The sequence below is a fragment of the Streptomyces sp. NPDC088766 genome, from assembly GCF_044750845.1.
Taxonomy (GTDB): domain Bacteria; phylum Actinomycetota; class Actinomycetes; order Streptomycetales; family Streptomycetaceae; genus Streptomyces.
The window spans coordinates 137721-150523 of record NZ_JBIVKQ010000007.1; the positions used below are offsets into that span (position 1 = coordinate 137721).

General features: G+C 73.0%; 13 protein-coding genes. 7 read left to right on the forward strand and 6 right to left on the reverse strand.

The features are described 5' to 3' along the window. The first annotated feature begins 180 nt into the window (after positions 1-180). Positions 181-1422: a 3-phosphoshikimate 1-carboxyvinyltransferase gene (aroA, locus tag ACIP5W_RS12415; RefSeq protein ID WP_401470794.1), complete on the forward strand. Its 1242-nt coding sequence runs from the start codon at positions 181-183 to the stop codon at positions 1420-1422. A 114-nt stretch (positions 1423-1536) separates the two neighbouring features. Here the strand turns inward: aroA and ACIP5W_RS12420 are convergent, their stop codons facing one another. The 3 genes from ACIP5W_RS12420 to ACIP5W_RS12430 all read right to left on the reverse strand — a co-directional run bounded on the left by ACIP5W_RS12420 (position 1537) and on the right by ACIP5W_RS12430 (position 5007). Then, on the reverse strand, positions 1537-2913 hold the full coding sequence (locus ACIP5W_RS12420; protein ID WP_401470797.1) for an MFS transporter: 1377 nt from the start codon (positions 2911-2913) through the stop codon (positions 1537-1539). A gap of 151 nt (positions 2914-3064) precedes the next feature. Next, on the reverse strand, positions 3065-3865 hold the full coding sequence (locus ACIP5W_RS12425) for a sugar phosphate isomerase/epimerase family protein (RefSeq protein WP_401470800.1): 801 nt from the start codon (positions 3863-3865) through the stop codon (positions 3065-3067). Between the two features lie 95 nt (positions 3866-3960). Continuing rightward, positions 3961-5007 (reverse strand): LacI family DNA-binding transcriptional regulator, encoded by a 1047-nt coding sequence (locus tag ACIP5W_RS12430; RefSeq protein ID WP_401470803.1) that lies wholly within the window; start codon positions 5005-5007, stop codon positions 3961-3963. 323 nt (positions 5008-5330) lie between these two features. On the opposite strand from ACIP5W_RS12430, the gene ACIP5W_RS12435 reads away from it, so the two are divergent. The 5 genes from ACIP5W_RS12435 to ACIP5W_RS12455 all read left to right on the forward strand — a co-directional run bounded on the left by ACIP5W_RS12435 (position 5331) and on the right by ACIP5W_RS12455 (position 10908). Then, positions 5331-6482, forward strand: coding sequence for a Gfo/Idh/MocA family oxidoreductase (locus tag ACIP5W_RS12435; protein WP_366059287.1), 1152 nt, complete (start codon positions 5331-5333; stop codon positions 6480-6482). Further along, the gene (locus ACIP5W_RS12440) at positions 6479-7633 is read left to right on the forward strand and encodes a dihydrodipicolinate synthase family protein (RefSeq protein ID WP_401470807.1); all 1155 of its coding nucleotides are present in this window, start codon (positions 6479-6481) and stop codon (positions 7631-7633) included. The genes ACIP5W_RS12435 and ACIP5W_RS12440 overlap by 4 nt, the downstream gene beginning before the upstream one ends. After that, on the forward strand, positions 7630-8463 hold the full coding sequence (locus ACIP5W_RS12445; protein ID WP_401470810.1) for a sugar phosphate isomerase/epimerase family protein: 834 nt from the start codon (positions 7630-7632) through the stop codon (positions 8461-8463). The genes ACIP5W_RS12440 and ACIP5W_RS12445 overlap by 4 nt, the downstream gene beginning before the upstream one ends. 265 nt (positions 8464-8728) lie before the next feature. Further along, complete coding sequence (locus tag ACIP5W_RS12450; RefSeq protein ID WP_401470813.1) at positions 8729-10153, forward strand: AAA family ATPase; 1425 nt, start codon at positions 8729-8731, stop codon at positions 10151-10153. Beyond that, complete coding sequence (locus tag ACIP5W_RS12455; RefSeq protein ID WP_401470816.1) at positions 10150-10908, forward strand: HNH endonuclease; 759 nt, start codon at positions 10150-10152, stop codon at positions 10906-10908. Before ACIP5W_RS12450 ends, ACIP5W_RS12455 begins: the two co-directional genes overlap by 4 nt. Positions 10909-10928: 20 nt before the next feature. On the opposite strand, the gene ACIP5W_RS12460 is transcribed toward ACIP5W_RS12455, so the two are convergent. Continuing rightward, entirely contained in the window at positions 10929-11189 is a 261-nt protein-coding gene (locus ACIP5W_RS12460) for a hypothetical protein (protein ID WP_401470819.1), read from the reverse strand. Continuing rightward, entirely contained in the window at positions 11186-11419 is a 234-nt protein-coding gene (locus ACIP5W_RS12465) for a hypothetical protein (protein ID WP_401470821.1), read from the reverse strand. Before ACIP5W_RS12465 ends, ACIP5W_RS12460 begins: the two co-directional genes overlap by 4 nt. 165 nt (positions 11420-11584) lie before the next feature. On the opposite strand from ACIP5W_RS12465, the gene ACIP5W_RS12470 reads away from it, so the two are divergent. Continuing rightward, positions 11585-11848 (forward strand): GntR family transcriptional regulator, encoded by a 264-nt coding sequence (locus ACIP5W_RS12470; protein WP_401470824.1) that lies wholly within the window; start codon positions 11585-11587, stop codon positions 11846-11848. Between the two features lie 252 nt (positions 11849-12100). On the opposite strand, the gene ACIP5W_RS12475 is transcribed toward ACIP5W_RS12470, so the two are convergent. After that, entirely contained in the window at positions 12101-12640 is a 540-nt protein-coding gene (locus ACIP5W_RS12475) for a GNAT family N-acetyltransferase (RefSeq protein ID WP_401470827.1), read from the reverse strand. Positions 12641-12803: the final 163 nt, after the last annotated feature.

The following is a 12803-nucleotide window of genomic DNA, read 5'->3' on the forward strand; positions in this document are numbered from 1 at the left end:
GACACCCCGTCCACCCGCACCCGCCGACCCCGCGGAGGCAGCCGCCGCCCACCGAATGGACACTCCGTCCACCCGCACCCGCCGACCCCGCGGAGGCAGCCCCCGCCCACCGAATGGACACCCCGTCCACCCATTGGACAACCCCACCCCCGACCGACCCCCGGCGGGATCATGCGGGGCATGGCCCTTGTCGACATTCCCGGTTCCAAGTCCATCACCGCCCGCGCCCTGTTCCTCGCCGCGGCCGCCGACGGGGTCACCACCCTCCGGCGGCCCCTGCGGTCGGACGACACCGAGGGATTCGCCGAGGGCCTCGTGCGGCTCGGCTACCGCGTCGGCCGCACCCCGGACGCCTGGCAGGTCGACGGCCGCCCGCAGGGCCCCGCGGTCCGCGAGGCCGACGTCTACTGCCGGGACGGCGCCACCACCGCCCGCTTCCTGCCCACCCTGGCCGCCGCCGGCCACGGCACCTACCGCTTCGACGCCTCCCCCCAGATGCGCCGCAGGCCCCTGCTGCCGCTGACCCGCGCCCTGCGCGACCTGGGCGTGGACCTGCGGCACGAGGAGGCGGAGGGCCATCACCCGCTGACCGTCGCCGCGGCGGGGGTGGAGGGCGGGGACGTCGTCCTGGACGCCGGCCAGTCCTCCCAGTACCTGACCGCCCTGCTGCTGCTCGGCCCGCTCACCCGCACCGGCCTGCGCGTCACGGTCACCGACCTGGTCTCGGCGCCGTACGTGGAGATCACGCTCGCGATGATGCGGGCGTTCGGCGTGGAGGTGGACCGCGAGGGCGACACGTACGTCGTCCCGCCGGGCGGCTACCGGGCGACGACGTACGCGATCGAGCCGGACGCGTCGACGGCGAGCTACTTCTTCGCGGCGGCCGCGGTGACGCCGGGCGCCGAGGTGACCGTGCCGGGGCTCGGCGCGGGCGCGCTCCAGGGCGACCTGGGCTTCGTGGACGTCCTGCGCGCGATGGGCGCGCGGGTCACGGTCGGGGCGGACCGGACGACCGTGCGCGGCACCGGCGAACTCCGCGGCCTCACCGTGAACATGCGGGACGTCTCCGACACCATGCCGACCCTCGCCGCGATCGCCCCCTACGCCTCCGGCCCGGTCCGCATCGAGGACGTGGCCAACACGCGCGTGAAGGAGTGCGACCGCCTGGAGGCGTGCGCGCAGAACCTCCGCCGGCTGGGCGTGGACGTGGCGACGGGCCCCGACTGGATCGAGATCCGCCCCGGTGCCGCGCCCGGGAGCGCCGAGATCACCTCCCACGGCGACCATCGCATCGTCATGTCCTTCGCGGTGACCGGCCTGCGCACACCCGGAATATCGTTCGACGACCCGGACTGCGTCCGCAAGACCTTCCCCGGTTTCCACGAGGCGTTCGCGCGGTTGAGGAAGGACATCGCCGGGTGACGTTCACCATGGAGGGGCCGGTCCTCGAAGGCGCGCTGGTACGCCCGGACCCGGACGCGGGCCACGGCCCGTGGCCCGCGGTGCTGGAACGGTGCGGGAACGGCGACGCGGGGTTCACGGTCCGGCCGGGGCAGCCGTCGTGGAACCGTCGGTCCCCGCCGTCCGGGGCCCCGCCGCCCCGTCCACGGGCGCGGACCCGGACCCGGGCTTCTCCGCCCCCGCGCCCTCCGGCTCGGTGTCCTGCGCCCCCGTGTCCTGCGGGTCCCACGCCCCCGCCCCGCCCCGCAGCTCCGGCGTCGCGGCGGCCACCGCCGTCACCGCCAGGAGGCACATCAGGCCGCCCGTGACCAGGGCGGTGGCGCCCGAGGACCAGCCGGCGGCGATGCCACCGCGCAGGTTGCCCAGATGTGGGCCCGCCTGCCCGACGACCGTCTCGGCAGCCGTCACCCGGCCCAGGAGCGCGTCGGGCGTACGGGTCTGGACGATGGTCGTACGGGACAGGACGGCCACGGCGTCCGCCGCACCGGCCACCACCAGCACCCCGAGTCCCGCCCAGGCACTGGTCGTCAGGCCGAACAGGGCGAGGGACCCGCCCCACAGGGCGGAGGAGCACAGCATCACCGGCCCCGGCCGCGCCAGCCGGGTCACCGGCCCGGAGAAGGCGGTCGCGGTGACACCGCCGACGGCGAGCGCGGACAGGAACAGGCCCAGTGTGCGCGGGTCGTCGCCGAAGCGTTCGGCGTTGACCAGCGGGAAGAGGCTGACCGGCATCGCCAGTACGGTCGCGGCCAGGTCCGTCAGCAGGGCGCCGCGCACCACCCGGTGGCCGGTCAGGAACCGCAGTCCGTCCAGCACGCCGTGCAGTCCGGGCCGGGACTTCCCGCCCTCGGGCGGCAGCGCCGGCAGGCCGAACGCGCCGTAGAAGGCCAGCCCGAAACTGAGGGCGTCCAGCAGGTAGCAGACGCCGATGCCCCACCAGCCGAGCACCACACCGGCGACGGCCGGGCCGAGCAGCATCATCGACTGTCCGCTCGCCTGGTTCAGCGCGAGCCCCGCGGCCACCTGGTCCCTGGGCAGCAGCCGCGGCACGAACACACCGGCCGCGGGACCCCCGACCGCTCCGAACGAGGCCTGCGCCGCGACCAGCGCCAGGACCAGCACCACGGGCACGTGCCCGGTGAAGCCCTGCACGGCGAGCAGCAGCGAGCAGAGGGCCTGGCCGACGGTGGCGATCAGATAGACGCGGCGCCGGTCGGCGCGGTCGACCCAGGCGCCGGCGAACAGCCCCACGCCGACCATCGGCAGCGCCTGCGCCAGCCCGACCGCACCGCTCCACACCGAACTGTGGGTCGTGTCCCACACCTGGTACATGACGGTGACCATGGTCATGAAGCCACCGAGCGTGGAGACGGTGCGCCCGATCAGCAGCCGCCGGAAGACGGGGGAGGTGCGCAGAGGTCGGACGTCGAGGAAGGTCCGGCCGAGACTCATGACGTCGAGGGGGCGGCGGGCCGCACCACGGGCTGCGTTACGGGTCGGTACACGGCGCGGAGGCTAACCCGCGCCCGCGCCGGCCCGCCAGTCGTTTACCGGCCCGCCGGCCGGGCGGGGACCTCCCCCTCCCGCCATCCGTCCGCGGCCCTCACGCCGACTCGTTGAGCAGCCTCGCCAGGTGCTCCCGTCCGGCGTCCAGCAGCCCGGCCAGCGGCTCGGCGGCGTCGTACCACCGCTTCTCGTACTCCCAGCACAGCCAGCCGTCCCAGCCGTGCCGGGACAGGACCTCCACGCACTCGGCGAGGGGCAGCACGCCGGCGCCCAGCGCCAACGGGTTGGTGTCCTCGGCGGAGGCGATGTCCTTGACCTGCACGTATCCGAGATACGGCGAGAGCGCGGCGTAGGTTTCCTGCGGCTGCTCGCCGCCCAGCCAGGTGTGCATCACGTCCCACACCGCGCCCACCTGCCGGTGTCCGACCAGGCCGAGGACACGCATCGCGGCGGCGCCGGTGCGGTGCGAGTCGTGCGTCTCCAGCAGGATGCGCACGCCGAGGTCGGCGGCGTACTCGGCGGCGGTGCCCAGCCGCCCGGCGGCGACGGCGTCCGCCTCGGCCGGGTCCTGCCCGTCGGCGCCGCCGGGGAAGACACGGACGTAGGGGGCGCCGAGGTCGCGGGCGAGTGCGACGAGCGCCCGGATCTCGTCGAGCACCGGCCCGTCGTCCCCCGGAGCGGCCACGCGCGCGTACCCCGCGATCCCGAGCACCTCGACCCCGGCCGCCCTGAACCCGGCGGCCGCCTCGGTCCGTTCGGCCGGGCCGAGGCCCGGATGCACGGGCTCCTCGGGATGGGCGCGCAGTTCGACACCGTGGTATCCGTGCGTGGTCGCGAGCCGCAGCACGTCGGGGATCGGAAGACCGGGCACTCCGAGGGTGGAGAAGGCGAGCTTCATACCCTCGGACCCTACTCGCGAACAGCCCCGGCTACGACCGCTGCGCCCCGGGCCCCCTCGGCCCCACTCCCACGGCCCCGCCCCCTCCAGTCCCCTCAGCCCCGCGGTACTCCCGAGGATCCCCGCACCATCAACTCCCCCCGCACCACGGCGATCCCCCCGGGCGGTGGTTCCTCCCGCCCCATGGCGATCCGGCCCGCCCGCGCCCCCGCCTCGGCCAGCGGCAGCCGTACCGTCGTGAGCGCGGGCACCACGTCGATGCTGAAGGGCAGGTCGTCGAAGCCGGCCACGGACACGTCCTCCGGGATGCGCAGGCCGGACTCCCGCAGGGCCGCGCACGCGCCGAGCGCGACGGAGTCGTTCGCCGCGACCACGGCGGTCAGCGCCGGGTCCCGCCGCAGCAGTTCCAGCGTGGCCTCGTAGCCCGCCCGCCGGTCGTAGCGGCCGTGGACCGTCCAGCGGGGGTCCTCCTCGATGCCGGCCGCGGCCAGTGCCGCCCGGTGGCCCTCCAGCCGGTGCCGGGTGGTGGTGCGTTCCTCCGGGCCCGCGATGTAGCCGAGCCGCCGGTGCCCCAGACCGATGAGGTGTTCGGTGAGTTCCCGGCCGCCGCCGCGGTTGTCGAAGGTGAGCGCGATCGCCCCGGTGTCGGGTGCGGGCGGCCGCCCGCACAGCACGACCCGGGTGCCGGCCTCGGTCAGCCTGCGCAGCTTCGCCGCCACCGCTGCGGCGTGCGGCCCGTCCTCCATGGCCCCGCCGGTCAGCACGACGGCCGCGGCCCGCTGCCGCTGCAACAGCGTCAGGTAGGTCAGCTCGCGCTCGGGCGTGCCCCCGGTGTTGCAGACCACCGCGAGCCGTTCGCCGCCGGCGCGCCCGCCGGGCCCGCCGATCTCGCCCTGGATCGCGCTCGCCATGATGCCGAAGAAGGGGTCGGCGATGTCGTTGACCAGGATGCCCACCAGGTCGGAGGTGGCCGCGGCGAGCGCGCTCGCGGGACCGTTGAGCACGTAGTCCAGCTCGTCCACGGCCCGCAGGACCCGTTCCCGGGTCGACGCGGCCACGGGATAGTTCCCGTTCAGTACGCGCGACACCGTCGCGGGCGAGACCTGCGCGCGGGCCGCCACGTCCGCCAGGGTCACCGTCATCTCGTCGTCCTCCGGTCACGCATCTCGTCGTACGTCGTCGTTCGCCCTGGTAGACAGCGGACTCGCGTGCCTGGTTCCGGGCGTGTCGAGCAGACCTTACGGCCCCGCACCCGAGTTGTTCGCCCCCTCGAACAACTCGGGGCGGACACGCTCTTGTCCGGACCACCGGTCAGAGGCTAGCTTCTTCCTGTATAGAAAGCGCTTGCTGTGACGCTGATCAGTGCCAAGGCGTACGCGGCGCGCACACCCGCGTACGAGACGCGCGCGACGCTGCGGGCACCGCCGCGCACGACGCCGCGTACAACGCCTAAGAAGGGACCGACGTGACACGCAAGACGGTGCGTATCGCCATGAACGGCGTGACCGGGCGCATGGGTTACCGCCAGCACCTGGTCCGCTCCATCCTGGCCCTGCGCGAGCAGGGCGGCCTCGACCTCGGCGACGGCACCGTGCTGTGGCCGGAGCCGATCCTGGTCGGACGCCGGGAACACGTACTGAACGCGCTTGCCGAGAAGCACGGCCTGGAGCACGTCTCGACGGACCTCGACGCGGTCCTCGCCGACCCGACCGTCGACATCTACTTCGACGCCCAGGTCACCTCCGCCCGCGAGGAGGCGATCCGCAAGGCGATCGCCGCCGGCAAGCACGTCTACACCGAGAAGCCCACCGCCACCGGCCTCGACGGCGCCCTGGAACTGGCCCGGCTGGCCGGCGCCGCAGGCATCAAGCACGGCGTCGTCCAGGACAAGCTGTTCCTGCCGGGCCTGCTGAAGCTGAAGCGCCTCATCGACGGCGGCTTCTTCGGCCGGATCCTGTCCGTGCGCGGCGAGTTCGGCTACTGGGTCTTCGAGGGCGACTGGCAGGACGCCCAGCGCCCCTCGTGGAACTACCGCGCCGAGGACGGCGGCGGCATCGTCGTCGACATGTTCCCGCACTGGGAGTACGTCCTGCACGAGCTGTTCGGACGCGTGAAGTCCGTCCAGGCCATCGCCACCACCCACGTCCCGCAGCGCTGGGACGAGAACGGCAAGCCCTACGACGCGACGGCCGACGACGCCGCCTACGGCATCTTCGAACTCGACGGCGGCGCCATCGCCCAGATCAACTCCTCCTGGACGGTCCGCGTCAACCGCGACGAACTGGTGGAGTTCCAGGTCGACGGCACCGAGGGCTCGGCCGTCGCCGGCCTGCGCAACTGCCGCGTCCAGCACCGCTCCGCCACCCCCAAGCCGGTCTGGAACCCCGACATCCCGGCCACCGAGGTCTTCCGCGACCAGTGGCAGGAGGTCCCCGACAACGGCGACTTCGACAACGGGTTCAAGGCCCAGTGGGAACTGTTCCTCAAGCACGTCTACGCCGACGCCCCCTACCACTGGGACCTCCTGGCCGGAGCCCGCGGCGTCCAGCTCGCCGAGCTGGGCCTGAGGTCCTCCGCCGAGGGCCGCCGCCTCGACGTCCCGGAGATCGCGCTGTGACCATCCGACTCCCCGACTCCGGGGGGACCCTGCGGACCTACGAACCCCGCACGGAACCCCTCGCCGTCACCACCGGCAGCGCCTTCACCTCCCGTACGGTCTTCTCCGCGGCGCACGTCGTCGCGGACCCGTACGCCGACGTCTCCCCCGACTCTCCCGCCGCCGTCGACTGGGACGCCACCCTCGCCTTCCGCCGCCACCTGTGGTCCCACGGGCTCGGCGTCGCCGAGGCGATGGACACCGCCCAGCGCGGCATGGGCCTGGACTGGGCGGGCGCGGCCGAGCTGATCCGCCGCTCCGCCGCCGAGGCCGAGGCCGTCGGCGGCCTGATCGCCTGCGGTGTCGGCACCGACCAGCTCACCGGCCCGGCGTCCCTGGCCGAGGTCCGCGCGGCCTACGAGGAGCAGCTCGCCCTCGTCGAGGCCTGCGGCGCCCAGGCCATCCTGATGGCCTCCCGCGCCCTGGCCGCGGCCGCCGACGGCCCCGAGGACTACCTCGACGTCTACGGCCACCTCCTGCGCCAGTCCGCCGAGCCGGTGATCCTGCACTGGCTGGGCCCGATGTTCGACCCGGCGCTGGAGGGCTACTGGGGCTCCTCCGACCTGGACGCGGCGACCGAGGTGTTCCTCCAGGTCATCGCCGCCCACCCGGACAAGGTGGACGGCATCAAGGTCTCCCTGCTGGACGCCCGGCGCGAGGTCGACCTGCGCCGCCGCCTGCCGGACGGCGTCCGCTGCTACACCGGCGACGACTTCAACTACCCCGAGCTGATCGCGGGCGACGAGCAGGGCTTCAGCCACGCCCTGCTCGGCATCTTCGACCCGCTGGGCCCGCTGGCGGCGGAGGCGGTCCGCGTCCTGGACACCGGCGACGTGAGCGGCTTCCGCTCCCTGCTGGACCCCACGGTCGACCTCTCCCGCCACCTTTTCCAGACCCCGACCCGCTTCTACAAGACGGGCGTGGTCTTCCTGGCCTGGCTGGCCGGCCACCAGTCGCACTTCACGATGGTCGGCGGCCTCCAGTCCGCCCGCTCGCTGCCCCACTTCGCCCGCGCCTACGAACTCGCCGACGGACTGGGCCTGTTCCCCGACCCGAAGCTGGCCGAGGAACGCATGAGGAACCTGCTAGCCCTGTACGGGGTGACCCAGTGACCGGCCTCGAGCGCTTCAGCATCAACCAGATGACCGTCAAGCAGCTGTCGCTGCCCGAACTGGTGGCGGCCTGCGCCGACCTGGGCGTCGGCAACGTCGGCCTGTGGCGCGAACCGGTCCGGGCGTACGGCCTGGAGGAGACGGCCAAGCTGGTCCGCGACGCCGGCCTGACGGTGACGACGCTGTGCCGCGGCGGCTTCCTCACGGCCGTCGACCCGGACGGGCGCACGGCGGCCCTGGCCGACAACCGCCGGGCGATCGACGAGGCCGCGACCCTGGGCACCGAGGTGCTGGTCCTGGTCTCGGGCGGCCTCCCGCCCGGCTCCAAGGACCTGCACGGAGCCCGGGAACGCATCGCGGACGCGCTGGCGGAACTCGGCCCCTACGCCGAGGACCACGGGGTGAAACTGGCCATCGAGCCCCTCCACCCCATGTACGCCTCCGACCGCTGCGTCGTCTCGACGCTCACCCAGGCCCTGGACATCGCGGAACGCTTCCCCGCCCACCAGGTGGGCGTCACGGTCGACACGTACCACATCTGGTGGGACGACCAGGCCCCCGCCCAGATCGCCCGGGCCGGCGCGTCCGGCCGCATCCACACCTTCCAACTGGCCGACTGGACGACCCCGTTGCCCGAGGGCGTCCTCAACGGCCGCGGTCAGATCGGCGACGGCGCGATCGACATGCGCGAGTGGCAGGGACACGTGGAGACGGCCGGCTACACCGGCGCCATCGAGGTGGAACTCTTCAACGACGCCCTGTGGGCGCGGGACGGACGGGAGGTACTGGCGGAGACGGCGCGTCGGTTCACGGAGAACCTGACCCTCTGAGCGACAGCCGCACGCCGCTCTTCTTGCCGTCCGGGGACCGCCGGGCGCCGGAGTCGCTCCGGTGCCCGGCGGTCCCGCCACGTCAGCGCTCCCCGTCCGCCGCTGTTCTTCGCCCCTCTTCCGGGTGATGGCGCCGCACCACCGGCGCCAGAAGGCGGCCGTACGACCCGCACGGCGGACCGGCCGGACCGTGGCACGCACGCATCCGCCACCACCCACACGCGGCCCACGGCCCTAGGATCGGCCCCGATACCCGAACGAACGGATGCCGACGCCCATGTACGTCAGCCGGATCACCGTGCAGGACATCAAGTCCTTCCACGGCCCCCGCGAGGTCGACCTCACCCTGACGCGCCCCGACGGCAGCCACGCCGGGTGGACGGTCCTCGCGGGCCGCAACGGCTCGGGCAAGACGACGTTGCTGCGGGCCACGGCGCTGGCGCTCAGCGGCCCCGCGGTGGCCCGGAGCCTGGTGCCGGCGTTCGAGAACTGGGTGACGGAGCACAGCACCGCGGGGCAGGTCGAGGTCGAGATCGTCCGCGACGCGCAACACGACCGGTTCACCCAGGGCCGCCCGCCCGCAGGCGCGTTCAGGGCCGGGCTCCGCTGGACCACGCCCCGCGACGGGACGGCCGGCCGGGTTCCCGTCCGCAGAGGTGTGCTGCCCGGGCTGAACGAGATCAGGTACACCCGGGCTCAGACCAGCATCGCCCGCCGCGGCCCCTGGGCGGACAACCCGGCGGGCTGGTTCAGCGCGGCGTACGGGCCGTTCCGGCGGATGGCCGGCGGCTCAGGCGAGGTGCAGCGGCTGATGCTGACGTCCGGCCCCGTGGCCAGGCACGCGAGCCTCTTCCACGAGGACGCCTCGCTCGCCGAAGGGGTCGCCTGGCTGATCGAGCAGCATCTGCGCGCGCTCGAGAACCGTCCGGGTGCCGCCGTGTTGAAGCGGTTCGCGCTGGCGCTGCTCGGAGACGGACTGCTGCCGGACGGGTACCGCATCGTCGACGTCGACTCCGACGGGCTGTGGGTCGAGCGCCACGGCAGCCGTTTCCCGCTGCGCGAGATGAGCGACGGGTTCCGTACCGTGGCGGCCCTCGTCGTCGACATCCTCAAGCAGTTGCACGACGCCTTCGGGGCCGACCTGTGGGAGTCCGACCTCCTGCAGCTCGGCGACGGTCTGATGACGCTGACGACGCCCGGCGTCGTCATCATCGACGAGATCGACGCCCACCTGCACGTCTCCTGGCAGCGCCGGATCGGCCCCTGGCTGACCGCCCACTTCCCCCGCATCCAGTTCATCGTCACGACCCACAGCCCCTACATCTGCCAGGCCGCGGACCCCGGCGGCCTGATCCGGCTGCCGGGCGTCGACGAGGCACGACCGCCCGAGGTCATCGACCAGGACCTCTACGACCGGGTGGTGTACGGCAGCGGCGACGACGCCGTCCTCTCCGACCTGTTCGGTCTCGACACGCCCTACTCGGAGCGGGCCGAGCAGGTGCGGGCCGAGTTCGTGGAGCTGGAGGCGGAGATCTACGACGGTGGCGCCTCCCCCGAGTCGCTCGTCCGCTACCGCGAACTCAAGGAGCGGCTCGCCAGTTCGCCGACGGCCCGCCTGGACGAGATGAACGCCCACCTCAACCGGCTGGCGGAGGAGATCGCCGACGGTGGGAAGGACGAGGAGGAGTGATCCGGCTCCGGCGTGGCGTCCTGCCGCCGGCCACCGTCCAGCGGCTGAAGGACTACACGGACGACATCGAGGAGCAGTCCACGGCGGAGGAACGCAAGAAGAAGGCGAAGGAACTCTGGGAGAGCCGCCGACGCGTCCGCCCCGCGCTCCTGGAGGCGCTGGCGGCCATGGCTCCGGGGCACGAACGCTGCATGTACTGCGGTGACGGCCAGGGCACCGACATCGACCACTTCGAGCCGAAGAGCCTCGCCCCGTTGCGCACCTTCGACTGGTTCAACCACCTGCTCGCCTGCTCGTTCTGCAACAGCAACCAGAAGCGGAACCTCTTCCCCACCACACCCGACGGCAGCCCCCTGCTCGTGGACCCGACGACCGAGGACCCCCTGACGCACCTCCGGCTGGTACTCCCGTCCGGAACGTACCGGGGCCTGACCGACCGGGGCCGGGCCTGTATCGAGGTGTTCGGCCTCAACGCCAGGGCGGTCCTGGTCAAGGGCAGGGTCGACGCCTACGCCACGGCCAGGCACGCGATCGAACTGTGGCGCACAGCCATGGACAAGGGGCAGGACGACAAGGCGACCGAGATCGTCCGGGTCGCCTGGAACCGCCCCCTCGTCGACGTACTGGCCGCCATGTTCCACCAGTCCGGCCACCCGGCGGCCGACGCCCTGTTCGCCGGGGAGGAGGACACCCTGGACCTCCTCCGCGACTCCGAGTTGCGCGCCGCCTTCCTGGACGTGCGCCAGGCGACCTGACGCCCGGCTGCCCCGCTGCGTCAGCGTTCCCTGTCCGCCGCCATGATGCCCACGCATTCCTCCAGCGCCGCGTGCAGCGACGGTACGAAGGCGGCGAGTTCGGTGTCCGACGACCTGCCTCCCTCCAGTACGGCGCCGACGACCGTCACCAGCACGGCGGCGGCCTTCAGGGCGTGTGTGTCGGCCAGCTCCTCCAGTACACCGCCGGGGCGCGCGTCCGCGAACGCCTCCCTGCCGGTGGCGGGGTCGACGCCGAGGCTGCGGAAGCGCCGCGCGCTCACGCGGCGGCCTCCGCCGGGACGCGGTCCTGGCCCGGGGCGGCGAGGTACGGCCGTACCAGGGGCAGACCGTCGACGAGGATCACGTCCGCGGGGCAGGGCCGCGTCCGACGCGCGTGGGCGGGCCGCTGCGCGGAGACGACCGCGAACGGGAACGGGAACGGGTCGAGGGCGCGGTGCGCTCCGCGAGGCGGCAGGAAAAGGCTCAGGATCGCGGCCAGTAGGCTGCGCACAGGTCGACTCCTTGTCAGTCGGCTCAGCCCCGGCGCGGAAGCTTCCACCTTCCCGCCGGGGCGTCTTCGTTCCCGGGACTGTACCGCGCAGACGGTAGTAGTAGGTAGTGGTTGGTAGTAGTACTAAGTAATGCGCGGTGGAAGGTAGCGGCATACGGTCAACGGGTGGACAAGATCAGCCCCGATTCACCGCAGTACGTCTATGAACAGCTCGCCGCGATCATCGAGCGGAAGATCCGTTCCGGTGAGTACCCGCCGGGCACGCGGCTGCCGGGCGAACTGACCATGACGCACGAGCACAAAGTCGGTCCGGGCACGGTCCGCCGCGCTCTGGACATCCTGCGGGACAGGGGACTCGTCGTGACCGTCCGCGCCCGGGGATCCTTCGTCTCCGACCCCCTGCCACCCGCCCCCGACACGCCCGCTTAGACGCCGCTTCCGATGAGGGGACCGGTCCGCAGGAAGGCGGCCTGTGCGCCGTGCAGACCGTGCGGTGCGTGGATGACGTCGGTCGGCGGTCACCCGTGGAGTGAGCGGGCTCCCGGGCTGCCGCCCTGGAAGCGCCGGCCTGTGGCGACCTCGTCGCCCACTGCCGACCAGACGGTCTCGTCGTCCCGGAGGGGTAGCGGGTCGATGCCGCTCGTCTCCTCACGAATGCGCTCGACCGGTTCCGTCGCAGACTCAGCCGGACGGCGCGACCGGGGACCGTCTGCCGAGCCACTGCTCGGCACCCCAGGCGTCGAACCGCTCCACCTCGGTGAACCCCAGCTTCGCGGCGAGACGCATCGAGCCGACGTTGGCGGTCTGGGTGGCGAGCACCACCGGCTCACCGGGAAGCGTGTCGGCGAGCCAGCCGAGAGCCGCCGCGCACGCCTCGGCGGCGTACCCGTACCCCCACGCCCGCGGCAGGAACAGGTAGCCGAGATCGGCCTTTCCCGCGGCGGCCGGGCGACGGTGCCCCGTTGCCCTCCTGAGCAGGATCTGACCGATCATCGCCCCGTCGAGATCGACGACGAAACTCCCGGGCCACCGCGCGGGCACCTCGGGCATCTCCCGTTCGAGCTCGTCACGCGGGCGGGGGCCGCCGAGGTAGGTGTGCACCTCCGGCGAGGCGTGCAGCTCGATGAACGCCGCACGGTCCCTGGCCTCGGACTCGCGGAGCACGAGCCTCTCGGTCCTGATCGGCTCGGGCGGCCAGGCCACGGGTCCCAGATCCTTCATCCGCGCACGTTAACAGGTGGTCAAACCAACCGGACGGGAAACGTTCGGCTCCACTTCGACCCGAACCCCGAACAGCACCTGGTCCAGTTCGCCCTCCTCCGGCGAGAAGTCGCCGACGGCCGTGTACGGGTCCCTCTGCGTACGGAAGGGGCCCGGTCCACCG

Excerpts from the sequence above, each read along its gene's own strand:
- aroA (WP_401470794.1), top strand. The coding sequence starts at position 181 with ATGGCCCTTGTCGACATTCCCGGTTCCAAGTCCATCACCGCCCGCGCC.
- ACIP5W_RS12420 (WP_401470797.1), bottom strand. The coding sequence starts at position 2,913 with ATGAGTCTCGGCCGGACCTTCCTCGACGTCCGACCTCTGCGCACCTCC.
- ACIP5W_RS12425 (WP_401470800.1), bottom strand. The coding sequence starts at position 3,865 with ATGAAGCTCGCCTTCTCCACCCTCGGAGTGCCCGGTCTTCCGATCCCC.
- ACIP5W_RS12430 (WP_401470803.1), bottom strand. The coding sequence starts at position 5,007 with ATGACGGTGACCCTGGCGGACGTGGCGGCCCGCGCGCAGGTCTCGCCC.
- ACIP5W_RS12450 (WP_401470813.1), top strand. The coding sequence starts at position 8,729 with ATGCCGACGCCCATGTACGTCAGCCGGATCACCGTGCAGGACATCAAG.
- ACIP5W_RS12475 (WP_401470827.1), bottom strand. The coding sequence starts at position 12,640 with ATGAAGGATCTGGGACCCGTGGCCTGGCCGCCCGAGCCGATCAGGACC.